Raw genomic sequence first — 25,690 nt, 5'->3', positions numbered from 1 at the left:
TTAATTCATTACATAAGAGGCAGGGAGGCGGATATCACGGTGCCGCTGTTCCCTGATTGAGAGCGGATAGAGAGTACGCCGCCAAGCGCATTTACCCTTTCTTGCATACCTTTCAGCCCGTAGCCCTGACCACTGGCCGCGCGGTCAATGCCTATGCCATCATCGACCACAGTGATTTCACAGTGATGGCTGATTTTGACTGTCACTTTAATCGCACTGGCGCTGGCATGTTTGGCAACGTTATTGAGTGCTTCCTGACACAACCTGTAGATAGTGACCCGCATCGTGTCGGTAAGTGATTCCTCGCTTTGGTACCACTCTACCTCGCAGGCAATACCCTGGCGGTTGAACTCCAGATCCCGCGTAAGCTGGATTACTGCATCTTTAAGCGGCAGGTCATCAAGTACCTTGGGGCGAAGCTGGCTGAGGAGATGCCGGGTCGTGTCATAGATATTGAGGGATAACTGCTCAATGGTATTGGCGCAGTGGTTTCCCATATCAGTTTGCTCAATGCGTTTCAGAATGGATGCCTGGGTCCGGATTGCGGTAATGTTTTGCCCAATGTCATCGTGGAGTTCGCGGGCAACATTTCGGCGGACAGCTTCCTCTGCTTCCACCAGTTGGGTTGATAGTTTGCGGTTGCGTTTCAGTTGGGCATGAAGTGCCCGGTTCAGCTCGCGTTGGCGTTGGATACCGATTCCGAGCAGGATTCCGGTCAGGCTCTGCGCCGATAGGGTTAGCAGGAGATCTGTTGAGTGGAGGGCAGACTCATGGGAGCCAGCCGCAATCAGTGCGACACTGTTAAGCAGGGTGCCCAGCAGGGCTCCCTGCCAGCCATAGCTGAAAGCCAGCAAGACAATCGGAATGGCTAAACAGAACGGTGCAAAAATACGGAGTTCACCAGGGAGACCAACCTGGGCAAAGAGGCTGAGCAGCAGCAGAACCGCATATTGTGAAGTTTGCCCGGCACGCAAACGGATAGTTCTGCCGACAAGGCTGGATGTCAATGGCTTCCAGTTTCTGGCAAACAGATAATCCCAGACGAGGTAACATGCCGGAACTACCATCAACCCCCCGGTAATGCTGACCAATAGCACCATCCAGGCTGATTGCCCGGTAGGGGAGTAGCTGAGCATATTGATAACAGCGGTAAAGATAACCAAAACACCGATAATACTGAGCCGTTTCCACTCCGGACCTTCAAAATAGTGCCTGGCAATAAAAAGAGCCGGAAGGCTTAAAAAACTGGCCAGCTCGGCAAAATGCCATTCCGGCTGCCCGAGAAGGTTGGCGATAACTGCCATCAGGACCCATTCGCTTAGGTATATTCCCAGCCAGAATCGGATAGGGGAAAGCAGGCATACGCCAAGACGTAACGCGAAGGGGAACAGTAATACGGCTAACTGATCACTGGTTGTGAAATAGGTGGATATCACCCAGAGGGGAAACCAGGTACAAATGACAATTAAAATACTGCACGCCAGTGAAATCAGGTAATTGCGCATTACACTGCCTCATCCCTGAAGCAGTTAGCTAATTCAACGTTATTGCTGACACCCAGTTTGTCCATGGCATTAGCACGGTGCACATGTACGGTTTTAGGGGAAAGCCCCAACTCTGCGGCGACGGATTTTACATCCAACCCTTTGGCGAGCCATTCTGCAACTTCACGTTCACGCCGCGTCAGCTGGTTGAGCTTTTGCAGGTCCAGGCTTGGGGTTGCCAGTTTTCGGGCGATATCCGTTGTCAGGTAGCAACCACCGGCGGCTGCTACACGTACTGCCTGTACCAGTTCTTCTGGGCTGCAACGTTTACTCAAGAAGCCTTTTGCGCCGGCGGCAAGAGCTTTTTCTATTACTGAAGAGGCATCATGGACACTGAGCATGATGCAGGCCAGACCTTTGGGCAGGCTTTCAAGCAAACTCAGGCCGCTTTCATCCGGCATGGATATGTCGAGGATTACCACCTCTGCCTGGCAACCTGGAAGTCCACGGCGTGCTTCTTCGGCACTGCTGTATTCGCCAACAACCGTGATGTCTTCTTCAAGACCGAGCAGGAAGGCAAAACCGGAACGGACAACCAGGTGGTCATCAACCAAGGCGACATGAATCATAGTAATCTCCCGAACCCCTGCAGGTATAAGGGAAGACACATCCTTGGTCTGACGGGTATTGCTCCGGTAATTTAGCGGTTGGCAGGGGATAATTGTTCTGAATAATCGCGCGGATTCTAGCACAATTTTTCGCTGGATTTTTAATCTTATTGTCCGCCACACCAGATTAAGAAATATTTGTGCTACAAAAGTCTAAGTTTGTGGTTTCACCAGATGCTAGACTCAGTGTTTTTAGCCGGGAGCCTGGGCAGATGGTGAGTGAATTCGAAAAAATGAAGCGCGGTGAAGTGTTTAATGGTGCTGACGCGGAAATAGACCAAATTCGGAACCGGGCAGCGCGCATCCTTAACCAGGTAAACCAGGCGGAACCGGAGAAGCGCCAGGCGTTGTTCAGGGAACTGTTTGCCTCCATGGGGGAGAACAGTGTTATTACACCACCGTTCAATTGTGAATTTGGCAAGACCGTTTTTGTTGGTGACCAGACCTTTATCAATATGGGTGTGATTATGCTTGATGGGGCCGAAATCAAGCTTGGGGATCATGTGTTGGTCGGGCCGAATGTGCAGTTCTATACTGCCTCTCATTCACTGGACTGGAAAAGTCGCCGTCGTTGGGAAACCTACTGTAAACCGATTACAGTTGGTGATGATGTGTGGATTGGCGGCAATGCCGTTATTTGCCAGGGAGTGACAATCGGAGCCCGCTCAGTGATTGCTGCAAATACGGTAGTGACTAAAGATGTACCGCCGGATGTTTTAGTGGCTGGCAGCCCTATGCGCGTCATACGTCGGTTGGATGAAGGAGATACACTCGGTACAGACGCCTGAACAGTACAAAGCCGGGATTTATTACCCCGGCTTGCAATCTGTAAACCCGTTGTTTGCTGCCACGCTGGCAAACCAGTAGGCGGACTTCTTTTTATGGCGTTCCATGGTGTTGCGGTCAACATACAGGAACCCGTAACGTTTGCTGTAGCCATCCAGCCATGAAAAACCATCCATCAGAGACCACATGTAGTACCCACGGATATTGATGCCTTTTTCAATCGCAGCATGGACGGTTTTCAGATGGGATTTTATGTAATCAATACGGTGCTCGTCATCGACTGTTCCGCATGGTGTCAGCTCCTCTTCCTTCCCGATACCGTTTTCAGTGATATAGACAGGCATACCGGGCGCAAGCTGATGGATACGGTCAAGGAGTTCAGTTAAAGCGTCCGGTTCCATATCAATGCCGCCCTGTTTGCATCCCTGGATACGGAAAAGGTTTTTAACTGAGAAAAAGTTAAATTTTCCGTCGCGACACAAACTTCCCTGGCTGGATGACGTTTTTTCTGCGTCTGCACTGACATAGCGTGGGTAATGATAGTTCACACCAATAAAGTCGATTTGTGATGAAGCGATATCATCCAGGTCGTGTGGCTCCATATGGGGAAGGATGGCGTAATCACGGTAAAACGATACCATGTCTTCCGGATAGCTGCCGGAAAGTGCCGGCTCCAGAAACCAGCGATTCAGCAGCCCGTCAGCCAATAATGCGGCCTGCCGATCTGGTTCTGATTCACTTGATGGGTAAAACGGGGACATATTCAGTACAAGGCCAATCTGTCCATTTGGGCAGATGGAACGAAACCTGCTGACGGCTTTGGCATGTGCGACCACGTAATTGTGTGCCACCTGTATAGCGGTGGCAAAATCCTTCTTTCCCGGTGGGTGCAGCCCCGTGGCATATCCGTTCAAGGTTATACACCCCGGCTCACTCAACGTAACCCAACGTTTGACCCGGTCTCCAAACAGCCGGAAACAGGCTTCAGCGTAAAATACAAAGGCGTCTATGGTTTCCGGGTTTTCCCATCCCCCTTTTTCTGCGAGCCATTGTGGTAAATCCCAGTGGTAAAGCGTCACGTTTGGCTCGATACCGTTTGAAACCAGAGTATCGAAGAGGCGATTGTAAAAACGGATACCTTCAGGGTTAAGTTTGCCATCTGCATGCGGAATCAGCCTGGGCCAGCTGATAGAAAGACGATAGCCATTGTGGCTGAGATCGCGCATGGCCAGAACATCCTGCTCCATACGGTTGTAATGGTCGCTGGCCAGATGAGGGGAAGCTCTCCCTGCGATGCGGTCAGGTTGTTCGGAGCAGAACACTTCCCAATGGGATGGTGTTCGTCCTCCTTCAACGTTTGCCCCTTCAATCTGTAGTGCGGAAGTCGCTGATCCCCAGATGAATCCGTAGGGAAAATCATACGAGGTCATGTCGGTCAGTCCCGTTCTCAGTAATGATATTTATATGCACGAGTGCATGGTTTTTTGTATACCCGGCACATTATGATGTAAATAAAATGTGAAAAGCGTGCCCTGTGTCAGTTTATTGAGTTGCATATAAATTAGAGTATTACGTCGAAAAACAATCGTGTATTAGCGATAAATATTGTTATAACAGATTGAATTTAAGATGAATGGCTGTGATTCAACGAGCTATTCGATTTCGTATAGTTCCAGGGGCAAACCATCAGGGTCTGGGAAAAAGGTGTAACGCGCTCCGGTGAATTCATCTGTCCGCACCGGTTCACATTTAACGTGGTGAGCTGTCAAATGCGCTATAACCGCTTCAATGTCTTTTACCCTGAACGCCAGGTGCCTAAGGCCCCGAGCTTCAGGATAACTCATCCTCAAAGGGGCATCCGGGAAGGAAAACAATTCAATTTGAGTACTGTCGGGAAGGGCCAGATCAAGTTTCCAGGAATCCCGGGATGCCCTGTAATTTTCAGCAATAATTTGTAAGCCGAGCACATTTGCATAGAAATGTTTTGAAGCAGGGTAATCCGAACAGATAATGGCGGTATGGTGAATGCCCGCAAGCATAGTATGTCTCCGGTTTATATTAATAGGTTGATTTTGGACCATAATATTCGAATGATTGCTCAGTGAATTATTTCTGGCGACTTAAATAGCTACTGTCTGTCTACATTTTTAGTACCGCACCGGTATCAGGTACGTACTGTTTAATCCACTCCCCAAAATGGTTCGCTACCGGGTGGTGTCGGCAGGCGGTTGAACAATAAAAATAGTACCCACCGGATTTTAGTGGCGTACTGTGCCGGTCTGGCCAGGGCACCAAAAGTTGGTTGGAGAGATCCTTTCCGATAAGTGAAAGACGGGCGACCATGACGCCATGGTTTTGCAGGACAGCCTGGTGAATCAAGGTATACAGGCTTGAACGCCGCATCCGGTTTTCCTCAAATTGCATCAACACATGCCGCCACGGTCTCCAATCGTCATTCCACTGTGCGTCATAGTAGAGAGCGGGAATTTCTTCTCTATATTCGGGGGATGCAACCGGTAAAAGATATTCATCCCAAAGCTTCACCCAGGGTTTACCCGGGTCTTCCTGAAAATAGCCTATTGCCATGTCGGCATTTTCCGGTTCGGGCGAAATGGTGCTGACTGCAGATATTTCGAGCTCGTGATCCGGGAAATCATCCTGATAAAGCCCCAGGTTTTCCTGAAGCCACAATTGGGCGATAGCATGTTGCGTTAACAACAGCAGAGGCTGGTGGCGTGCGTGTTTTAACCGGTCCGAATCCGCCTCAATTTTTTTCAGTGTCTCTCTGACATGGAGCAAAAAATCTCGCCCTTTCAGGTTGAGTGTCACTCCTTTTCCATGGCGAATGAAAAGACTTACACCCAGAGAATGTTCGAGTTTTTTAATTTGGTATGCCACCGCGGAAGCCGATAAAAACAATTCTTTACCCGCTTTTGCGAAGCTTTCATGTTCTGCGGCCGCTTCAAATGCAATAAGTGTCTCCATTGGGGGAAGGTGAGGGTAACGTTGTGAACGCACAGATTAAGCCCCTAAAATTTTTGGTCATAAACAAAAAATAATCCATTTGAGCAAATTTGCCCAAAACGGTCAGATAGAAATACATGGGCCACAACACGTTGGCCGTTTGTACTGATGATTGTCGTAAGGAGGCCAATATGGATTATTTCCCGCGTCCGTGGATGACTGATGAACTGAATGCCTTTGCAGCAGAAATATTGGCTGCGTATGACGTAAAGCAAGGGAGTGAACTGGTTTCGTCACTGTATGAATTGGCCGCTCAGAACCGCGACATCCATGAAAAAGACTGCCTTAACCTGAATCCTGCCACCAACATCATGAACCCGAAAGCCGAGGCTTTACTTGCGTCCGGGCTGGGATCACGTCCTTCGCTTGGGTATCCCGGTGACAAATATGAAATGGGACTGGAAGCGATCGAGAAAATTGAGCTTATTGCAGCGCAATTAGCCTGTGAAGTGTTTGAGTCCTCTTTCGCGGAGATCCGGGTGTCCTCCGGCGCAATGGCAAACTTATACGCATTTATCGCGACCACCAAACCGGGCGACACTGTATTGGTACCACCGGCATCGATTGGCGGGCATGTAACGCATCACCTCGCCGGAGCCGCAGGTCTGTATGGACTCAATATTGTTGAAATGGCGGTGGATTCGCAGAAATACACTGTTGATACGGATGCACTGGCCAGGCAGGTGAAAGCGGTAAAGCCCGCCCTAATCACCATTGGTGGCAGCCTGAACCTGCTTCCCCACCCGGTTGCCTGTATTCGCGAAATAGCTGACGAAGTGGGGGCTTACGTTATGTTTGATGCTGCGCATCAATGCGGTGTGATAGCAGGGAAAAGCTGGCCCAACCCTCTTGCAGAAGGGGCTCACCTGATGACGATGAGTACCTACAAAAGCCTTGGCGGGCCGCCGGGAGGGTTAATCGTCTCCAACGATGCTTCACTGATGGAGCGCATAGATGTAATCGCATTCCCAGGACTTACGGCTAATTTCGATGTTGCAAAATCTGCCGCTCTCGCAGCGTCGCTGGTGGATTGGAAAATATATGGAGAGGCATATTCCAGGGCAATGATTTCTACGTCTGCAGCTTTGGCTCAAGAGTGTCAGTCGCTCGGGATGCCTGTTTTCAGGGTCAACAACGGAAATGAGGAAATTCCTACAACTTCACACCAGTTTGCGATCGAAGCTGTAGGTTTTGGGGGAGGGCAGGCTATGGCAAAACAACTGAGAAAGGCTAACATCCTCACCTGCGGGATTGGTCTGCCGGTGGGTGAGGTGGCCGGAGATATGAATGGCCTTCGTTTGGGAACACCAGAGATAGTACGTGCAGGCATGAATGAAGCCGACATGCAGGACATTGCGCGGTTTTTTGCCGATTGCTTGTTGGAAACCCGCCCATTGAGCGAAGTGGCAAAAGATGTTTCTGCATTTAGGCGGAGGTTTACGCACCTGGCTTATGTAGAAAACTGAAACATGTTGGGACGAGAACTCATCCGATGGCAGTAAAATGTTTTTGAACCTTTCAACTCTTCACTCATTCACTTCGTGAATTCAAGTGAGTGGGTTTACCTATCAAATAGATAGGTACCAACGTTTTCTCTTTGTCTCCGGGCGGGCGTAACATCGCCATAAACCCATCTGGAGACAATGCTATGGCGAACAACAAAACACTTACCCAAGGCAACGGCGCCCCGGTAGTAGACAACGATAACAGCCTGACTGCCGGTTCTCGTGGTCCAATCCTCCTTCAGGATACGTGGCTGGTTGAAAAACTGGCGCATTTTGACCGTGAACGTATTCCTGAGCGCGTTGTTCACGCTAAAGGTTCTGCTGCCTTCGGTACATTTACCGTGACTAACGATATCAGCAAGTACACAAAAGCGAGTGTATTTGGGGAAGTCGGCAAGAAAACTGACGTACTGTTGCGTTTTTCTACCGTTGCTGGTGAGCGTGGTGCTGCCGATGCAGAGCGTGACGTGCGCGGTTTTGCCCTGAAGATGTATACCGATGAAGGCAACTGGGACTTGGTAGGTAACAACACCCCTGTTTTCTTCATCCGTGATCCACTGAAGTTCCCTGACTTCATTCACACACAGAAGCGTGATCCGAAAACCAACCTGCGCAGTGCAACGGCAGCATGGGATTTCTGGTCCCGTCACCCTGAATCACTGCACCAGGTTACTATCCTGTTCAGTGATCGCGGCATTCCGACCGGTTTCCGTAATATGGACGGTTTTGGCAGCCATACTTACAGCTTCATTAACGAAAACAATGAACGCTACTGGGTGAAGTTCCACTTCAAGAACCACCAAGGCCACCGTCATTACACCGACGAGGAAGCAGCGAAGATCGTAGGCAAGAGCCGTGAATCTTCTCAGGTTGACCTGTTTATGGCTATCGAAGAGGGCAATTTCCCTCGCTGGGATGTGAAGGTACAGGTTATGTCTGAGGCGGAAGCTGAAACTTACCATATCCATCCATTCGACCTGACCAAAGTATGGCCACACAAAGACTTCCCACTGATTGAAGTGGGTGTGATGGAGCTGAACCGTAACCCTGAAAACTACTTCGCTGAAGTTGAACAGGCGGCGTTTACACCGGCGAATATCGTACCGGGAATCGGCTTTTCTCCAGACCGTATGTTGCAAGGCCGCCTGTTCTCCTATGGCGATACCCAACGCTACCGTCTGGGCATCAACCATAACCAGATTCCGGTAAACCGTCCTAAGTGCCCGGTTCACAGCTCACATCGTGACGGCCACATGCGCATGGATGACAACGGTGGTATGTCTCCAAACTACGCACCGAACCGTTTCAATGATTACATGCCGACTCACGATGCTGAGCCTGCACTGACGCTGGAACGCGAAGCCTTGCACTATAACTTCCGTGACTACGATGACGACTATTTCACACAGCCACGTGCGCTGTACCGCCTGATGGACAACGAGCAGCAGGGACGTCTGGTGAAAAACCTGGCTGCATCATTGGGTGATGTAGAAGTGGAAGAGATTGTCCGTACCCAGGTAGACTTGTTTACCAAAGTGGACGAAGAGCTGGGCGCAGCACTGAAAGCGGCCCTGAACCTCGCTTAATCGACGTTCAAAGAAAACGGCTCCTATGTGGGGCCGTTTTGTTTATTGGAAAATAAGCTGACAGGGATCAACCTTCCCCGGGTTCCCGGATTTGGTAGAGGTGCGTTTCGCACGGTTCTTGGCAGCCGCAAAGGCGTTCGCTCAGGATCTCGTCTGCTTTTTCAATCATTGGCTTGGGACGGCTGGTTCGCAGGCGCATCAAGAGCGCGAGTACCGTAAAACCAATCACACAAAGTGTGGCTGCCAAAAGGACGCCCCACTCAGTCAGGAATGACAACATCCACCCTCCTTTCCACCACAACCACATCCGGAGTTTTTTACAGCTGATTTGAATGAACCTGGCTTTAGGGAAAGCCCCGAAGCAGATGGTGAGCGAAGCGAAAAGCCCGCTTTAAGAGCAGGCCGGGCCTTGTCTTTGCAACAGCCTTTGTCCGTTTTACCCCGGCGGGCACATTCCCTTCCTTGCGCTGCAGAAGTAAGAGGAAGGAGTTTTGCCAAGTCAAGGTCTGCCAGGCTGTCTGCATCCAGCATGGACGATGACTTGAATACGTCTACATTCATCGCCAACAACTTTCCAAGCATCTTCTGGCCGATATTGCGGACAATAATTCGATGTACGTTTTGCTCAGCGATTAAATCGAATACAACTTTTTTATTGGCACAGCCGCTTTCACGGGCAGGATTTGGTAGCCTTTTCGTCAGGCTGCCAGTGCTGTCAAATATGGCCAGTTCCGCTGCTTTGCTGAAATGCCCTGCAAGGCATTCGCCGCGAACCGGCATGAGTGTTTTCTTCATTCTAGTTCTCCGGATTCATTGCTGTCTGCCATCACCAATGCCTTGCCTTGAAGCAGGCAATCGGCCACTTTAAATCGGGCAGATTTTACGATGTTCGCAAGGGTTTGTCGGGATACACCCATTGCCTCAGCTGCCTGGATTTGTTGCATGCCCAGATGGTCAACCAAACGTAAAGCCTCAAACTCGTCTGCGTGAAGAGTGTGGTGCTCTAGTTCTCTGGCCGGGATACCATTTGGCTTAAACAGTGAGCGGGCAGCGCGGCCACAAATAGTACGTTCTACTTTTGGTCTTGGCATAGGGAGCTGTTATTTCGATAGGATGGCAGTATTGTAAATTCATTTATGGCATATGCCATATTCTAGATCAATTTATCGTACGGGATGCCGGATAATTTTTATGCAACCAGATCTACAAATTGATGGGTGACAGCGATATCTTTTAAAGGTTGGTTTCAGATGAGGGGGGACGTTATGCAAACCATAGATAAGAATATCTGGGTGGTTGACGGGAACCCCGTGCCATTTTTTGGCTTTCCGTACACCACTCGAATGACCGTAGTCAGACTGCCTGAGGGAGAGCTTTGGCTGCACAGCCCGATACAAATTGAAGATGCATTGATAAATGCGTTGTCCGGCCTTGGTAGGGTTGCGTACCTGATTGCACCCAATCACTTGCACCACCTGTTTTTACCAGAATGGAAAACGGCATTTCCTGACGCTAAGGTGTTTGGTACCCAGGAGGTGATTAAAAAGCGGACGGATATTACTTTTGACGGGGCGCTGGAGCGGGACGTTGAATGGCCTTGGGTGGCTGAACTGGATCAACTGATGTTTACCGGGTCGCCTGCCATGCAGGAATGCGTGTTTTTCCACCACGCCTCCCGCACGCTGATCGTCACTGACCTGATTGAAAATTTTTCCGGCGATGGGTTCAAACCCTGGCAGCGGCTTGTTGCAAAAGGTGCAGGAATAATGGCACCAAATGGGAAGATGCCAGTCGATTGGCGGGTGAGTTTTATGTTCGGAAAAGCCAAGGCCCGGCGTCATCTCAAGAGGATGATTGCGTGGAACCCTGAACGAATCATCATGGCCCACGGTGAAATTATTCCTGAAAGTGGCACGAAATTTCTGAAATCATCTTTTCATTGGTTGGATTAGGACTCAAAGACATGGAACAGTCGGTTTTACTCTTTATTGTTGCTTCACTGACGCTGAACCTGATACCTGGGCCGGATGTCGTCTACATCGTTTCGAATACGCTGAGGGCGAAGGTCTCTGGGGGTATTCTGGCAGCCGCAGGACTTGGCGTGGGCTACCTTTTCCATACCTTGGCTGCGGTTCTGGGCTTATCAGCCGTGGTGATGAGCTCTGCTCTGTTGTTTTCAGTTGTGAAGTTTATCGGTGCAGCCTATCTGATCTATCTGGGTATCAGTATTCTACGGTCAACATGGCAAGGAAAATCAGCCATGAACATTGAAACCGAAGAGAGCATTGTTAATAACAGGAACGTATTCACCCAGGGTGTCATTGTGAGTATTCTCAACCCGAAAGTGGCGTTATTTTTTCTTTCGTTTCTGCCACAGTTTGTCAGTACCAATGCTGAAAACATCGCCTTTCAACTTCTTTACCTGGGCATCGTTTTCAGCGTTCTGGCAACGCTTTGCAATACAGCGTACGCCATTGTGGGGGGAATGTTATTTGGACATCCGGCGTTTTCCCGTTCAGTAAAAGCAGTTGAAAGCGTTTCAGGCACACTTCTGGTTGGCCTGGGGGTAACAATGGCGCTTAAGGAAAGCTGAATTGGCGCAAAAAGGGAAGCCGCTTTTTGAAAGAGCGGCTTCTTGACGGAAATTACTCAGCAATTTGCAGTGGGCTCTCAATAAAGTCGAATGCGCCGCTGTGGATATAAACAATCCGGCAATCGCTGACATAGCGGACGCTGTGAATCTGCATTTTGCGGATATAGGCATTTTCACCGAGGCTGAACAGGCGCTCTTCGCCGTCTTTCACCAGTTTGCCGTCTTGTTCCAGATAAAACTGAACGGCCATATCACCTTCGACCATCATGGTCATGTCGTCACCCGGGTGGCAGTGAGGTGGCTCAGTAGAGCCGGCTTCCCAGGTTTCCATCAAAACTTCTACGCCATCAGGATTCTGCGGATATCCACCACGGCATTTGAACCCAGCCGGGTCACCTGCTTCGGATTTCAGGTGTTGCCATACTTCACTGGTATTTACGTCAGGTTGTTGGGTACGCATAGGAATTCCCCGGATACATTTATCAAGCCTATTGAGACGAGAATTTTACGCCTCTTTCCGGATTTTTCCCATTTTGACGGCTAAAGCAAAATACACATAACAATATGTAATTATTGATTATTATCAGGTTTTCGTTTTTGCAAACTATGTTATCAATGCACTAGAGCGTCAGGATGCGCTTGGGCGCGATGTAGTAGATGCGATGCCCGCTTGCAACGATATCAGAAACCGGTGGGTTGATTTTTATCCCATCGCCGAAATCAATGCCAATGAGTGTTGCTTCGTGCTGCTGCTTCAACCCGGTGAACAGGTCACCCACGGTTGTGTCCGGTCTTTCGGGATAAGTGAGGGAATACTGTGTCATACCTATTGAGGTGGATAGCAGTTCGTGGTGAAGGGAACTGGAGCCAGGGTCAACGGCTGCCTTTGCCAACATTTCAACAGAGACGGAAGGGACACACTCGACATTCGGACAGTGTTGTTTTGCCAGGGTAGCGATGGATTCATCCTGGAAGTAGGCCAGGATATGGGCGTCCGGATTCTGGTTTACGCAGTAAAGGATGGCAGACAGAGTAATGTCGTCTTCCGGGTTATCAATAATGATAGTGCTGGCCTGCGCGACGTTGGTTTTGTCCATTCCCGCTTTATCTGTGAAGCTTGGTACACGGACAAACTCAATTTCGCCAGGGAGGGGGTTGTCCATTTCAGGCCTGACTGCCAGGACGATGCTCCTGCTCCCATGCTCCCCATGTTGGAGAAGGTTAATAAGGTGCAAAGTGCGTTGGTCATTCCATCCCAGCACCAGATAATGGTTCTGCACGGTAAGTCTCCTTCTTCCTTTCAACTGATGTTGCCAGACATCCAAAAACAATGACGCAATTTGACCGATTCCTATGGCAAACAGGCTGAGGCCACCGGGGATAACCCAAAGTGCAACGATCCACTTTCCTGCCGGGGTTGCCGGAGACATATCCCCGTAACCGACGGTTGAAGCAGTAACCATCAGGTAGTAAACGAAATCGGTGAATGAAGAGGTAAGCACTTGCTCACCAGCCAAGCTCAGTAATAGCCAGGAGGAGAGTATGTAGCTTAATACAAAGAGGGCGACTGAGCGGCCGCTCAGTTGTGTGAACCTTCTAAGTAACCAGCGCCTGAGAAAAATCCAAATCGACATATTCTTCCATGAATCAGAATGTTAAGGATATACCTGCCGATACCAGCCAACCTTCTTCATCATAGAAGGTAATGTTGGAGTCAGACTCGTCATACCCCAACAATGATATAAAGCTCAGGCTCTGATAGCCAAAGAGATTTGGATATTCGTGAGCCAGGAAGAATCCAAAGGCTTTGTCTTTACGGGTTTTATTGTAAATAGGATGAACAGTATCGAAGTGGGCAACAGACATGTTGGTCGAAAGTGCCAGCCTGTGATTGCCAACTGCTTTGAAAAGAGCAAGTTGCAAATTAAGTTGGTCGTATGCCATTGCTTTACCATCAGCATTCACTCCGGAATAGCTGACCGCAGGTTGAACCATGGTGCCTGGTTTAAGAGCATACCTATAGGAAAGCTTGGTATAAATCACATCGGCATCACGCCTAAGGAGGCCTGTATTAATTGCGGTTTGATTGTTGTTCCAATATTCCCCGCTGCGTTCACTATCAATGTTGTGGATACCAAAACCGGTTTCGAATGAAAAATTAGATTTGGAAATGTTGTCCCATTTAACCCGGACGGCAGTCACCGATTGATCGGTTTCCTGGCGTTTCAATCCGCTACCCACGGTATAGGGGTCTTCCCAGGTCTCGTTGTTGAATAGTCCGGGAATGAGCCCAATTGACAGTTTGGAGCGTCCTGAAAGGTTCCTACTGTAGCCGATTTCAAAATGTGCATTCCCGAGCGCAATGTCTTCACGTGCGGTACCAATATAAAAGGTGTTTTTTCCACCTGGTGTTGTGTAGTTAAGTTCACCCAGTGGGAAAAACAAAATATTCGTATCAGTGTCGGCTTTATTAGTCGCAGGGGATGCTTTTTCGTCAGTATTGAACTGGGAACGGCCTGAAGTGAACCCCGTATTGAATGCCAGTTCACCGTGGAAACCCGGTTCATTGGCATAGGTCTTGGCTACTAAACCGGAGATGCTTGATATACAAAGGAAAAGCGTGATAACCCGGCAGCATGGAAACATGTTTCCCTCCCTGGAAATGAAATGCTTGATGTTATGCCGTGCTTACGATGGAGTTCAATTTGAAACCATAGTCAGCGAAAGGGAACAATTGCTGACTATGGCCAGTATATAGCTGGGTATAAAGTATTGTAGTGCGCCGTTTATGCCTTTAGTGTGCGAAATCCCGAAAATTTTGCTTTCCCGCCAACGTTGACAGCATTCACTTGATCGTCGTCCAGTTCCAACTGAACCTTTATCAGAGACTCCCTGCCCATGGCGCGTCCCTGAAATAATGCGTAGTCCGGCCCCAACGACGGTATTTGTTTGGTGAGGTAACAGGCCAAAGCCCCGTTTGCTGTGCCCGTTGCACATTCCTCATTGATACCTACCAGAGGTGCAAAATTCCGTCCATGTATTTTGTGTTCGTCATCATCAATCGTGTATTCAAACAGGTGGAATGCGAGCAAATTATGGGTTTCGCAGTATTTACTGATAGCCTCAAAATCAGGTGTGACGCTATCTAACCTGCCTGAACTGACTGGAACAATGACGTCATTGGCACCCGTGGAAATAACCTCAATAGGAAGAGACTCAATGCTCAGATCTTCAGGAAACAGATTGAACAAGGGAGCAATTTCCTCGACGTCAAGCTGTCCGAGGTATGCTGGTTTTGGAAAGGTTATAAGCACATCGCCTGATGCAGAGATGTTTACGCTGAGCGTTGCACTTTGGGTCTGGAATGGATAGGAACCCTGGCCAATGCGGCGCTCTGAAAATAAGGTGAAAAAAGCAGCCAACGTTGCATGCCCGCAAAACATCACTTCACTAACCGGGGTAAAGTATCGGATACGTATATCTTGAGGGGAAGTAAGAGTGACAAATGCAGTTTCTGAGAATCCCACCTCTTTAGCAATAACCTGCATCTGTGTTTCATCCAGGCTGTCGGCATCGAGGACGACACCCGCAGGATTACCACCGTTATCGTTATAGCAAAATGCGTCTACTAAAAATACTTTCACATCCATGAATGACGGTCCCTAATCCTGTTAATAGCTTCAAACTGTACATTAACAACAGCTTTATTAAGGATAGCCTGAAAGTGGGGTAGATATATACCCAAATCACCTCAAGGAGTTGTTTTCACCGCAGTTAAAGGGGGATCAGTTCTGTGTCTTCGGCGAAAGATCTGTTATTCGACGCGCCATTTTATTCAGTGCCTGACGGCGTAATGCGTTCTCTTTGCTAAAGAGGTGTTTTCGTTCCACTGGCGAGAAATGTTTCATCTGAAGTGCCAATATACTCCGGTCATAGATGACGAGAAATTTGAGGGAAGGAACCGGATTGGGTAACGAAGGAACATAGCGCGCTAAATCTGCTCGGTATGCCTGTAAGCGGTTAAAGAGAGAATCATTATAAGAAACGGAATTATGATGCCTGTTTAAATTCTCCAACGCGCTATAGGTACTGTTATATGTGCTAGGGAGTGGGGGAGAGGCTGAATGTGAAATTTTAGTTGGTTGGGAAAAGAGTGAGCTTGAAAGTGCGTGTGCTCCCATCATGTCGAGGGATAAAAAAGTAAGCAACAATGTCAGGAAGAGGTACTGCATTTTTGTTCCTAAACTCTTTGGTTGCAATTTGTATTTCTGTCTTTACAAATTCCATCCATAATTACCAATCAGAGGTTATTGGCAAAAACCTTCTGAGCGTTATGGGTCAACCTTTGCGGAAACAGAGATAAAGCCCGCTGTAAAAAAGTCCTGCTATTCAGTATTGAGCCAGGGACAATGTCTCAGTTAAGAGCGCACAACTTTTAACCTGGACATGTTCAATAATTGTTATCTGTTTACCACCGTACTTCGAAATCATCCTTAGATATTGTCAGCACTGTTATTGTTTCTTTCAGACCAGAATTTAATGTTTCCGAGTTATCCCCTGTTTTATTAAGCACAATAACTTGCGGGATTCTTCCCTCGTATAAGGGATTACTGGTATTCAAATTAACCTAAGATGGTGGGAACTGGTTGTCTTAATGATGAGAATTGGCAACTTCCATCGTGACATTTTTCTTTAAATATCAGGGAATCAGGCATGGGCATGTAAAAAGCCGGACAGAGTAATGCCTGTCCGGCTTATGTGATCAGAAGAACAGGATTGTTCCCCAGGTGATGACAACGAGGAGCAGAGAAACAAAAACTGCCGCCGAGCCGATGTCCTTTGCCCTGCCACTCAGTTCGTGGTGTTCTGGGCCAATACGGTCAACAACGGCTTCAACGGCTGAATTAAGAAGTTCAACAATGACGACCAAAAACAGGCTGGCGATCATTAGTAACTGCTCAATATGGTTTACTGGCAGGAAAAATGTGATGCCTGTCATGATCACGAGAAGAATAAGTTCCTGACGGAATGCGGCTTCATTTTTCCAGGCAGCCCGTAAACCCTGGATGGAATAACCGGTTGCATTGAGGATGCGCTTTAAACCGGTGACTTGTGGTTTCATCAGTCTGTTACTCTCTTGTCTTAAATGCTTTTTTGAATCCGGCCTTTACTGGTAAAGGCCGGAAGGGTCTGTCTACCTGGGTTACTGAGGCATGCTTGGATTGCTGTTCTCACAACCTGCCAGGATATCCATTCCGGGCTGATAAACTTGGGTAGTGACAGACATCATACCCAACAGGGTATGAAACAGGTTGTCCTGAGAATACTCCACATTTTTTGCATTTTTTACAATGCATTGACGGTTAATTTTATGGTGTTCCATGTAAGAAGGAGACATCCACATAATTAACGGAACTGTTTTTTGCTCAACCGGAGCGATGTCATATGGCAAACCGTGCAGATAAATGCCACTTTCGCCCAGTGATTCACCGTGGTCTGACAGGTAGAGCAAGGCAGTGTTATGCTGAATATCGTTATCTTTAAGAACACCAATAACTCGGCTGAGTATGTAGTCTGTATAAACTACGGTGTTGTCATAGGTATTCACCAGAGCCTGTTGTGTACAATCCTGGATTTCAGCAGTGTCACAGGTAGGTTTGAATACTTGGAACTCCTTAGGATAACGCTTGTAGTATGTTGGGCCGTGGCTACCTATCAGGTGTAACACGATGACGGTATCACGCTTGGCGTTATGTACTTTTTCTTTCAGCCCTTCAAGCAAAACACTGTCGTAGCAGGTGCCGTCTTCACATTGCTGAGGGTATTTTGACGGGTCGATAGTGACATGTTCAACACGGTCACATACGCCTTTGCAGCCACCATCATTATCTTTCCAGCTAACATCGATACCTGCGTGTTTTAATACGTCGAGAAGCCCTTCCTGATGCTTCGCAGTGATCGCATTGTAGTTATCATGGCTGAGTACAGAAAACATACATGGTACGGAAACAGCGGTAGCAGTCCCACATGAAGTAACTTTCTGGAAACTGATGACGTTTTCTTTTGAAAGGCGAGGATTGGTATCCCGGTTATATCCATTTAATGAATAGTTCATACCCCGGGATGTTTCACCTACAACCAAAACAACAACATTGGGTTTTGTGCCATGGTTGTTATCTTTAGCGTCGGTGCCCAGAGATTTGAACGGGAGGTTTTTCTCATACAGGCTGTATTTTGCGTAGCGGAACGAGGCACTAAGGTAGTTGGTCGGATTGATCAATGATTTGATTTCACTGTGATTCCGGACCAGTGACGCATAATCTTTGTAGTACAATGCAGCAACACCACCGGCAACGACAAGCGCAGCAACAATGGCGATGACTTTTTGTAATAGCAGTTTCGGCAGTGACTTTGGGAATTCTACCTTGACGGTAAGCACAGCAATAACCGGAAGAATAATAAGTCCCAAGACCCACAGAGCCAATGAAACCGAGAGGTAGCTGGTAGCTTCGCTTTGGTTGGTCTCAAAAATGTTAACGATCATGTCGTAATTAAAGTACTGACCGTAAGTCACCATGGCATAGGTAGCCAGTGTAGAGAGGGCGATCAGTACCGGGACGATGACTTTGTAGACGACTGGCCAAACGAGCAGCGTAAACAAGGTAAAGCACAGGACTGTGATGAATACGGGGATGCTGGCAACAAATCCCCAGTCGATTGGCTGGGATTGGGAGAGAATGTCGAACAGGTGTTTCCACAGCCCGGCATTTTGAATCGTGGCGAAGAAAAGGGCCACTATCAGAGTAAAATTAAGTTGGCTGATTCGGCGCTTCATTTCATTACCGTTTCTTGAACTATGTCGCAAAACCGTGCATTTTTGCACAACGTTCGAAAAAATGTAAGAAGTTGTATCAGTGATATGCTCACTGGTATCAAGACATAAAATATATTCGGCTGTTAAATGATAATTAAATCAAAGAATAAACAAACAATAGAGTTGGCAAAGAAACTTTTTGACATGACATGGCCGATGATCTTCGGCGTACTATCACTGATGAGTTTTCAATTGGTCGATTCCGCCTTTATCGGTCGGTTAGGTATAGAGCCCTTGGCTGCTCAGGGATTTACCATGCCAATACAGATGATGGTTATCGGCTTGCAAGTTGGTCTTGGTATTGCGACTACCGCCCTGATATCCCGAGTTTTGGGTAAAGGCAATGTAAAAGAAGCAAGTCAAATTGGTGGCTTGGTTGTATTGACCGGGGCTGCCAGTGTTTTTGCACTGTGCCTGCTGGTGTGGTTTGGTCGGGATCCGATACTCCTTTTCCTGGGAGCCCACGAAAACCTGTTCCCAATTATTGACAGTTATTGGAAGGTTTGGCTGGGGAGTGCCTGGCTTGGCGCAATGCTCTATTTTGCTTACAGTCTGTGCAGATCTCACGGGAATACAATGCTCCCCGGGATCTTGATGGTTGTCACCAGCCTACTGAATATGGGACTTGATCCCCTGTTTATGTTTACTTTCGGTATGGGGCTCAATGGTGCGGCCTGGGCTACGATTGCTGCTTTCGGTTTTGGGATACTGGTTGTCTTTCCGTTGGTCGTTGGCAGAAACTGGCTGAGTTTTAACTGGAATGGCCTTGAAATAAGAAAAAGCCTGGGAGATTTGGGCAAAATTATGGCACCGGCTATGGTAAGCCAAATGCTGCCCCCTTTGGCATCTACACTTGCTACCAAGCTTGTAGCAGGGTTTGGTTCTGCTGCCGTAGCAGCCTGGGCGCTGGGTTCAAGAGTAGAGTTTTTTGCAATCGTTGTGGTACTTGCCCTTACCATGTCCATGCCACCGATGATAGCCCGCATGTATGGAGCCGGTGACCGTCGCGGTGTGACGACGACACTTTCACTGGCAATGAAGTTTGTCTTTGTATGGCAGTTGCTGATTGGTGGACTGATTTGGTTGATGTCCAGCCAACTTTCGAATCTTCTGGCAAACGACAGCCAGGTAATTCAAATCTTGCATGTTCACCTGATGTGGGTGCCTCTAAGCCTTTCTTTGCTGGGTATATGTATCCTTCTTGTTTCCGCATGTAATGCATTGGGGATGCCAATAAGGGGACTGATAATTTCCATATTGCGCCTCTTTGCCTGTTTCCTTCCCTTGGTTTGGCTGGGGGCAAATACAGTTGGTCTCAATGGCATATTCATCGGTGCGGCGGTAGGAAATATTATGGCTGGAGTTGTCGCATATAAAATGTACAGAATGGGTTATGCGGAAACCAAGACTGAGTAATTGACGCACGATATACTATACAGATGCCCGAAAATTATTCGGGCATTAGACAACATTTATATTAAAAATTAGCCATTATCTTTATAAGCTTATTTTCGGTATGTGCCTGATATGATCTCTTTTTTGTGGTAAATGTTCTCTCGTTGTTTAATTTAATTGTGATAAATGCATTTTTTAAAAGTTATTTAAGTAGTCATTAATATACAGATGTGCCGGCATTTGACACCATGGTTTCTTGAGTGGATCAATCTCATATCAATATCGTAACTGCCTAGATGTAAGTATTATCACCATGAATAATAAATGTATGAATTTTTACAGAACGTAGGCGGGTTAGAATTGAATAATAAAAAGTTGTGTAAGAGAGTTCTTCTTTGAGAGAATAAACTATTGCATTCGGTTACACTCGATAACTCTCCGTATCAACGGACAGTCAAACATAAAAATGTGAACCGAAATCACATAATTCAAATTCTAATTATTTCTGTCAATTCGTTGCCGATACTATGAAAGGCAACATTTATCGTGGATAAATCTGTTTATCATGATGCCAGATTATGCGCTTTGGGATAGTTTGCAGTCACCGGTGTGGATCTTTGATATTGATTGCAAAAGAATCAGCTGGGCTAATAAAGCAGCATTGATGTTCTGGAATGCGAAAACGTTGGATGAAATAAGCCAGCGTGATTTCTCTAAAGACATGTCAGAAGCTGTTAACGTAACGCTCAGCCAGTATCAAAAGCGCTTCGATGCAGGTGAAAATATAAAGACCTGGTGGAACCTGACACCGGGCAACATAACTCGTAAAGTACTTTGTCATTTTACAGGCTACGTGACACCTGAAGGTCGAACTTCAATGTTGGTAGAGGTAATTGCGGATGAGCCTTGCTTGCGACGCGATATTGCACTTGCCGACTTCACCAACCTCGCGTTGCTATTTGACTCTGAAGGGCAACTTGTCAGCATCAACCACGCCTTTGAAGAATATTTCGGTAATGAATTAAGAGACCTGGCAGCTTTTGCTACGGACACCCATTTAGCCCGGCGTTGGTTACGCAGTGCTCGCAGTAACGGTTTTTTTCAGGCCGGGGCCCGTTGTTGGACTGGGCAAAACTTTCAATGGTTTGATGTCGAAGGGGTTTGGCTGGGGGATCGTCAGCAGTTGTTGCTTCACTTGAGTGATCTCAGTGATTTGGGTGAAGGGCGGGATGAAATGCAACTCGTCAGACACCACGCCGAAATGGATTACCTGACCGGCTTGGTCAACCGAAGAGGATTTGGCAAGGTTGTACATGCTGAAAACGATAAGAACCGTTCGTACAGCCTTCTGTTTCTAGATATTGATGGGTTTAAGCTGATTAACGACACCCATGGGCATTCTGTGGGGGACAGGCTTTTAACCGACATTGCGGAGCGACTGAAAGCAACGTTGGATAACCGGGGTTTGCTGGCACGCTTTGGTGGTGACGAGTTTGTCATTAAGATTGACCGATCTCAGGTGGGGATTCCTGGAGATCTGGCCCGTGAGTTGATTTCTGAGTTGAACCGGCCATTTGAGATTGGTGATATCGGCGAAATCATTATGGGATGCAGCATCGGTATTGCCCGTTTCCCCGAAGATGGCGATAACCTAGATACCCTGATCACATACGCGGATATGGCTTTGCATCGGGCGAAGTATCTGGGCCGTAACCGCAGCTTGTATTTTACCCCGGAGATGGCATGTGCACTCCACCGCAAGGCCCGCTTACGGCACCGCCTTTCTATTGCTTTGGAAAAATGCGAGTTTTCCGTTCATTACCAGCCAATCACCCGCTCTGATGATGGAACACTCAAGGGTTTCGAGGCTTTGGTTCGCTGGAATGATGAAGAATTAGGGCATGTGTCACCGGCGGAGTTTATTCCTCTGGCAGAGGAAACCGGCCAAATTGTCCAGCTTGGGCGCTGGATTATGCAACAGTCTCTTAAACAGTTGTGTACTTGGAAGAGCAAGTATGGCATTGACCTGATGGTGAGTGTGAATCTGTCGCGCGCCCAGTTGCAGCCGGGGCTGGCACCTTATGTGTCTGAGCTAATGAAGCAGTATGACATCAAGCCATCACAGGTTGCTCTTGAACTGACAGAATCGACAATGCTGTTGGATTACGATGAAGCCCGGCATTGTATTGAGGCCCTTGGCCAAATAGGTGTGGAGCTGTACCTGGATGACTTTGGTACTGGATATTCGTCTTTGTCCCAACTGCATGATTTACCAATCACCACGGTGAAGCTGGATAAGAGCTTTGTCCAGGGGGAGCACAAGGGCAGTTTAGCTGTAATTGAAGCCACCCGGGCTATCTGTGAAAAACTGGGGTTGCGTTTAATTGCCGAGGGTATTGAGACGCAAAACCAGCTTGAGTACCTAAAGCACTGCGGATATGACTACTGCCAGGGCTTTTATATTGGGCGCCCAATGGCACCTGAACAACTTGAAGAGTTGCATGCTAATCTCTTTGAACATCCGGGTGAAGACTGATTAAAATGAAACCGGGCACTTGCCCGGTTTTTTTGTGGGAAACATTCGACATCCCTGTAAGATCATCGGTAATCACGTTCAGGTTTTGCATCTTGCCATGTACACCACATCTGCGTAGTGTCCGTCCTTGAACGCAAATGCTTTTGCCAATCCTTCTCGCTGAAAACCCAACTTTTCATATAGAGAGATGGCGGACAGGTTGTCGGCGTAAACTTCGAGCTCAATCCGTGTTACTGCCATCCAGTTTTCTGCCAGGTTAATGGCTGCACACATTAGTGCCTGTCCAACACCTTTTCGCCGATAATGCTCATCCACACCCATACCGAGGGTTGCAACATGTCTTCTTCTAGGGGATGCATTCACTTCCAACCCTAATTGGCCGACAACGGCACCATCTATGACAGCAACAAGGCTTTTGATATTGGGCGCGAGGTTTTCCAGGCGGTTGCGCCACAACTCTTCTGATGGGAAAGGAACCTGCAGGGTGTTTGCATAGCAGCTTTCCTGCTCATAGATACGTTTAATCTGCTCAACGTCTGCTTCGGTGCTATGTCTAATTGTTATTGTCATCGTATTCGTCCTGAATTTATACAACCCTGATGGTTTGGGTATAACGCATTATCAATCAAACTGTTTTTTACAGCATTATTTTTAGTGATCAGGACAATTGAGTGATCAGTTCCAGATGTTGAACCGTAGTCGAAAAAGATGAAAGCCGAGGAGATACCAAGATGAGGAAGCTTGACCTTTACAATACAGTGACTCCGGTTATCGTAAGCTACGCCGATGCCAACCACTATGTGATTATGTTGAGAGATGGAAAGGAAGAAGCGCTTGCCTGCGATTCACATGGCCGTGGCCTCAGTTTCGATGGGCTGGTTCAGGCAAAGGATGCACTCAAGCGAGAAGGTTATGTTCTGGCGAAAATGCGCTTCGAATCAGCATACGATGAAATGTCGGGCAGTATTGCTACTCAACCGGCTGAAGTGTCACTTCCTCTCTGAAAACACAAAAAGCAAAAAAGGCGCGACATGCGCCATTTTCTGTTTAGCCGTGTTGGCGATGTATACCTCGGGCGACAGCCACTAGATCAGTGCAACCCACATCAATCCCCATCTGGTTGATCAGTGTTGTGGTCTGACCCCGGTGGTGGGTCTGGTGGTTAAAGAAATGCAGCAGCAGTGCCGGGAAGTCGTTGGTAAAGGTGTCACCGGTAGTACTTTGGTAAGTCAGGGTACGTATGAAATCTTCGTCTGTCAGTTCGTCTACCCAGGACACAATTACTTCATCAAGTCGAGTGCGTGCTTGGTGAAGCTCCTCAAAGGTAGAGAAAACATCTTCTGAGTTGGTAGCCGGTGACGGAAACTGATCCAATTCATTGAGCGACGTCCAACTGTCCTCAAGAGTCCTGAAACGGTACAACCACAGCAGATCGCAAGTAAATATATGACTGAGCGTTGAAAAAACTGAACCGAAGTAAGCACCTTCATCACTGTAAACATCGTCCTCAGACATGCTTGCGGCACATTCAAAGATGGAGTGGTTAATCCATCTGTTATATTCGGCCAGCATTGCATACAAAGGTTGCCTCGTCATCACCGCCTCCAAATCCTTGCCAGGCTCAATATTAGCAAAGAGGATATGTCATTTTGGTTGGAGAGGCTGCCGCAGTTTTAAAAAATGCGTCGTTGTAGTGATTTTTCCCTCATAAAAAGGAAGAGTGGCAAACCAAAAGAGACACCTACAGCCAATGTGCCCACAATCGGAAGCCAAAGTTTACGCATACGAAGGCGAGTTCCCTCGACTACGATGAAGATCAGTAAAACAACAACGGAAACAAGCACATCTAACCAGGCAAAAGCAGATACCGGGCTGGAAAGCGCCTCTTTAATCATTCGATAAAAATCTAAACCGTTGATGGAAAGCCACGGTGCCATGGCTGTGAAAGGAAGGATTGCCCCAAGTAAAAACAATATGGCGTATAGCACTCTCATCAATTCAACCTTCTTCCCTGAATGTACATCTTTTGGCCTTAATCCGGTCGCTGTAACTCGCCCTTCGCGAGCGTTTCAGTGGGTCCACTTCTCTGTCAAATGCCTTTGAAAGGGAACGGTCATTCCTACAGGTATTTTCCTTGAATTGAACGCAGTGAAATCACTCTGAATCAAGCACCTTGAAGTGATTTGGTTATATCTGTGTAAAGGGTAGAGTCTTATTAATAGGAAGTCCGTGAAAGCAAAATTAATTTCGGAGAATGTCTCAGTGTTGAGAGTTTGAGTTGATTGGATTGTTGGGAAGTGCAGACGTTTTAGGTCTGCATGACTTTGTTACCAGACAAAGGGGATCATAGCCAGTTCAAGCTCGATGACGTATTACCAAAGCAATTCCACCCAGAATTGTCAGTGACGCCATTACCAGAGTCATCGTTAATGGCTCGGCAAGGAATATTACCCCTCCCAATGCTGCGATGACCGGTACACTGAGCTGGATACTTGCTGCAGAGACGGTAGTGAGGTTTTTGAGTACGGCGTACCAAAGTACATAGCCCAAGCCAGACGCAATACCGCCGGATATCACCGCAAGCATAATACCGTTTGTATCCCATATTCCTAAAACCAAAGAAAATGGGACCAGGGTGATTCCCATAATGGACGCCCGAAGGAAATTACCGGCAGTGACCTTGGTTGGGTCGCCCTTTCCCCTGGCTTGAAGGCTGTATAAACCCCAGGCAATACCGGAGATAACCATGAGCATGGCAGGCAAAAGGGGAGGGGAGTCGATACCCGGCATGAGCAACAAAACCAGTCCTGATATAGCAATGGCCAGCCCTGTCCATTGAGGGACATTCAGTCTTTCTCCGCTCAAAAGGCCTGCCGCTATCATTGTCAACTGAACGGCGCCAAACAGTAATAACGCACCGGTGCCGGTCGGTAGCGAAACATATGCAAATGAAAAAGCTGCCGCGTAAGCAAACAACGAAAACGCGGAAGGCCAGTCACCAAACTGTGTGGGCTTAGCTTGCATGTCACGGAAAAAACAGATGGCAGCTAAGACGATTGCACCAGAGACGAGTCGGATAACTGTAAAACTGGCTGCATCTATGTCGGTCTCCTTTAGGGCGACCCGGCAGAGCACTGAATTGGCAGCAAAAGCAATCATTGCCAGAATGCTGAGGGTGGCAGTACGGATTGGCGGTTGGGTTGGTTGCACAACAACATCCTTGTAAATTAATAGCGAAC

General features: G+C 47.8%; 27 protein-coding genes. 8 read left to right on the top strand and 19 right to left on the bottom strand.

Going from position 1 to position 25,690, the window contains the following annotated elements; genetic code table 11:
• Window positions 1-8: 8 nt before the first annotated feature.
• Together uhpB and uhpA are read right to left on the bottom strand one after the other, a co-directional pair.
• Complete coding sequence (gene uhpB / locus NF212_RS18345; protein WP_434362153.1) at window positions 9-1,505, bottom strand: signal transduction histidine-protein kinase/phosphatase UhpB; 1,497 nt, start codon at window positions 1,503-1,505, stop codon at window positions 9-11.
• The gene (gene uhpA, locus NF212_RS18340) at window positions 1,505-2,113 is read right to left on the bottom strand and encodes a transcriptional regulator UhpA (protein WP_434362151.1); all 609 of its coding nucleotides are present in this window, start codon (window positions 2,111-2,113) and stop codon (window positions 1,505-1,507) included. The genes uhpB and uhpA overlap by 1 nt, the downstream gene beginning before the upstream one ends.
• A gap of 254 nt (window positions 2,114-2,367) precedes the next feature.
• On the opposite strand from uhpA, the gene NF212_RS18335 reads away from it, so the two are divergent.
• Window positions 2,368-2,940, top strand: coding sequence for a sugar O-acetyltransferase (locus NF212_RS18335; RefSeq protein ID WP_434363019.1), 573 nt, complete (start codon window positions 2,368-2,370; stop codon window positions 2,938-2,940).
• 21 nt (window positions 2,941-2,961) lie between these two features.
• Here NF212_RS18335 and NF212_RS18330 read toward each other — a convergent pair whose 3' ends face one another.
• The 3 genes from NF212_RS18330 to NF212_RS18320 all read right to left on the bottom strand — a co-directional run bounded on the left by NF212_RS18330 (window position 2,962) and on the right by NF212_RS18320 (window position 5,956).
• Window positions 2,962-4,368: a glycoside hydrolase family 1 protein gene (locus tag NF212_RS18330; RefSeq protein WP_434362149.1), complete on the bottom strand. Its 1,407-nt coding sequence runs from the start codon at window positions 4,366-4,368 to the stop codon at window positions 2,962-2,964.
• 222 nt (window positions 4,369-4,590) lie between these two features.
• On the bottom strand, window positions 4,591-4,977 hold the full coding sequence (gene gloA2, locus NF212_RS18325) for an SMU1112c/YaeR family gloxylase I-like metalloprotein (protein WP_434362147.1): 387 nt from the start codon (window positions 4,975-4,977) through the stop codon (window positions 4,591-4,593).
• Between the two features lie 100 nt (window positions 4,978-5,077).
• Window positions 5,078-5,956, bottom strand: coding sequence for a LysR family transcriptional regulator (locus NF212_RS18320; protein ID WP_434362145.1), 879 nt, complete (start codon window positions 5,954-5,956; stop codon window positions 5,078-5,080).
• 137 nt (window positions 5,957-6,093) lie between these two features.
• Here NF212_RS18320 and glyA point away from each other — a divergent pair, with 137 nt between their 5' ends.
• On the top strand, window positions 6,094-7,428 hold the full coding sequence (gene glyA / locus NF212_RS18315) for a serine hydroxymethyltransferase (protein WP_434362143.1): 1,335 nt from the start codon (window positions 6,094-6,096) through the stop codon (window positions 7,426-7,428).
• Window positions 7,429-7,610: 182 nt separating this feature from the next.
• On the top strand, window positions 7,611-9,053 hold the full coding sequence (locus tag NF212_RS18310) for a catalase (RefSeq protein WP_434362142.1): 1,443 nt from the start codon (window positions 7,611-7,613) through the stop codon (window positions 9,051-9,053).
• 67 nt (window positions 9,054-9,120) lie between these two features.
• Here NF212_RS18310 and NF212_RS18305 read toward each other — a convergent pair whose 3' ends face one another.
• Genes NF212_RS18305 through NF212_RS18295 form a run of 3 tightly spaced genes read right to left on the bottom strand, consistent with a single transcriptional unit; the run spans window position 9,121 to window position 10,144 of the window.
• Window positions 9,121-9,333, bottom strand: a complete 213-nt coding sequence (locus NF212_RS18305; RefSeq protein WP_434362141.1) for a hypothetical protein — start codon at window positions 9,331-9,333, stop codon at window positions 9,121-9,123.
• A complete protein-coding gene (locus NF212_RS18300) occupies window positions 9,318-9,848 on the bottom strand; it encodes a NifB/NifX family molybdenum-iron cluster-binding protein (RefSeq protein WP_434362140.1) in 531 nt (176 codons plus the stop codon). The genes NF212_RS18305 and NF212_RS18300 overlap by 16 nt, the downstream gene beginning before the upstream one ends.
• Window positions 9,845-10,144: a DUF134 domain-containing protein gene (locus NF212_RS18295; protein ID WP_434362139.1), complete on the bottom strand. Its 300-nt coding sequence runs from the start codon at window positions 10,142-10,144 to the stop codon at window positions 9,845-9,847. The genes NF212_RS18300 and NF212_RS18295 overlap by 4 nt, the downstream gene beginning before the upstream one ends.
• A 174-nt stretch (window positions 10,145-10,318) precedes the next feature.
• Here NF212_RS18295 and NF212_RS18290 point away from each other — a divergent pair, with 174 nt between their 5' ends.
• Window positions 10,319-11,005, top strand: a complete 687-nt coding sequence (locus NF212_RS18290) for a DUF4336 domain-containing protein (protein WP_434362137.1) — start codon at window positions 10,319-10,321, stop codon at window positions 11,003-11,005.
• Window positions 11,006-11,016: 11 nt separating this feature from the next.
• Window positions 11,017-11,646: a LysE family translocator gene (locus NF212_RS18285; RefSeq protein ID WP_434362136.1), complete on the top strand. Its 630-nt coding sequence runs from the start codon at window positions 11,017-11,019 to the stop codon at window positions 11,644-11,646.
• A gap of 52 nt (window positions 11,647-11,698) precedes the next feature.
• Here the strand turns inward: NF212_RS18285 and NF212_RS18280 are convergent, their stop codons facing one another.
• The 7 genes from NF212_RS18280 to eptA form a co-directional block, all read right to left on the bottom strand.
• Complete coding sequence (locus NF212_RS18280; protein ID WP_434362135.1) at window positions 11,699-12,106, bottom strand: cupin domain-containing protein; 408 nt, start codon at window positions 12,104-12,106, stop codon at window positions 11,699-11,701.
• A gap of 160 nt (window positions 12,107-12,266) precedes the next feature.
• On the bottom strand, window positions 12,267-13,280 hold the full coding sequence (locus NF212_RS18275) for a potassium channel family protein (RefSeq protein ID WP_434362133.1): 1,014 nt from the start codon (window positions 13,278-13,280) through the stop codon (window positions 12,267-12,269).
• 13 nt (window positions 13,281-13,293) lie between these two features.
• On the bottom strand, window positions 13,294-14,292 hold the full coding sequence (locus tag NF212_RS18270) for a DUF2860 family protein (RefSeq protein ID WP_434362132.1): 999 nt from the start codon (window positions 14,290-14,292) through the stop codon (window positions 13,294-13,296).
• A gap of 140 nt (window positions 14,293-14,432) precedes the next feature.
• On the bottom strand, window positions 14,433-15,296 hold the full coding sequence (locus NF212_RS18265; protein WP_434362130.1) for a PhzF family phenazine biosynthesis protein: 864 nt from the start codon (window positions 15,294-15,296) through the stop codon (window positions 14,433-14,435).
• 135 nt (window positions 15,297-15,431) lie between these two features.
• On the bottom strand, window positions 15,432-15,827 hold the full coding sequence (locus NF212_RS18260; RefSeq protein WP_434363018.1) for a lipase secretion chaperone: 396 nt from the start codon (window positions 15,825-15,827) through the stop codon (window positions 15,432-15,434).
• Between the two features lie 581 nt (window positions 15,828-16,408).
• A complete protein-coding gene (locus tag NF212_RS18255; protein WP_434362128.1) occupies window positions 16,409-16,768 on the bottom strand; it encodes a diacylglycerol kinase in 360 nt (119 codons plus the stop codon).
• Between the two features lie 81 nt (window positions 16,769-16,849).
• Window positions 16,850-18,481, bottom strand: coding sequence for a phosphoethanolamine transferase EptA (gene eptA, locus NF212_RS18250; protein ID WP_434362126.1), 1,632 nt, complete (start codon window positions 18,479-18,481; stop codon window positions 16,850-16,852).
• Between the two features lie 183 nt (window positions 18,482-18,664).
• Between eptA and NF212_RS18245 the strand changes: the two genes are divergently transcribed.
• Together NF212_RS18245 and NF212_RS18240 are read left to right on the top strand one after the other, a co-directional pair.
• Window positions 18,665-19,936 (top strand): MATE family efflux transporter, encoded by a 1,272-nt coding sequence (locus NF212_RS18245; protein ID WP_434362124.1) that lies wholly within the window; start codon window positions 18,665-18,667, stop codon window positions 19,934-19,936.
• Window positions 19,937-20,480: 544 nt separating this feature from the next.
• Window positions 20,481-22,451 (top strand): putative bifunctional diguanylate cyclase/phosphodiesterase, encoded by a 1,971-nt coding sequence (locus NF212_RS18240; RefSeq protein ID WP_434362123.1) that lies wholly within the window; start codon window positions 20,481-20,483, stop codon window positions 22,449-22,451.
• A gap of 78 nt (window positions 22,452-22,529) precedes the next feature.
• Here the strand turns inward: NF212_RS18240 and NF212_RS18235 are convergent, their stop codons facing one another.
• Complete coding sequence (locus NF212_RS18235; protein ID WP_434362121.1) at window positions 22,530-23,021, bottom strand: GNAT family N-acetyltransferase; 492 nt, start codon at window positions 23,019-23,021, stop codon at window positions 22,530-22,532.
• A 161-nt stretch (window positions 23,022-23,182) separates the two neighbouring features.
• On the opposite strand from NF212_RS18235, the gene NF212_RS18230 reads away from it, so the two are divergent.
• Entirely contained in the window at window positions 23,183-23,455 is a 273-nt protein-coding gene (locus NF212_RS18230) for a DUF6482 family protein (protein WP_434362120.1), read from the top strand.
• 43 nt (window positions 23,456-23,498) lie between these two features.
• Here the strand turns inward: NF212_RS18230 and NF212_RS18225 are convergent, their stop codons facing one another.
• The 3 genes from NF212_RS18225 to NF212_RS18215 form a co-directional block, all read right to left on the bottom strand.
• Window positions 23,499-24,047, bottom strand: a complete 549-nt coding sequence (locus NF212_RS18225; protein ID WP_434362118.1) for a DinB family protein — start codon at window positions 24,045-24,047, stop codon at window positions 23,499-23,501.
• Window positions 24,048-24,124: 77 nt separating this feature from the next.
• Window positions 24,125-24,445, bottom strand: a complete 321-nt coding sequence (locus tag NF212_RS18220) for a DUF2834 domain-containing protein (RefSeq protein WP_434362117.1) — start codon at window positions 24,443-24,445, stop codon at window positions 24,125-24,127.
• 361 nt (window positions 24,446-24,806) lie between these two features.
• On the bottom strand, window positions 24,807-25,661 hold the full coding sequence (locus NF212_RS18215; protein WP_434362115.1) for a DMT family transporter: 855 nt from the start codon (window positions 25,659-25,661) through the stop codon (window positions 24,807-24,809).
• Between the last annotated feature and the right edge of the window lie 29 nt (window positions 25,662-25,690).

This window comes from Parasalinivibrio latis, assembly GCF_036825535.1.
Lineage (GTDB): Bacteria > Pseudomonadota > Gammaproteobacteria > Enterobacterales > Vibrionaceae > Parasalinivibrio > Parasalinivibrio latis.
This window is presented reverse-complemented; position numbering and strand designations above follow the sequence as displayed.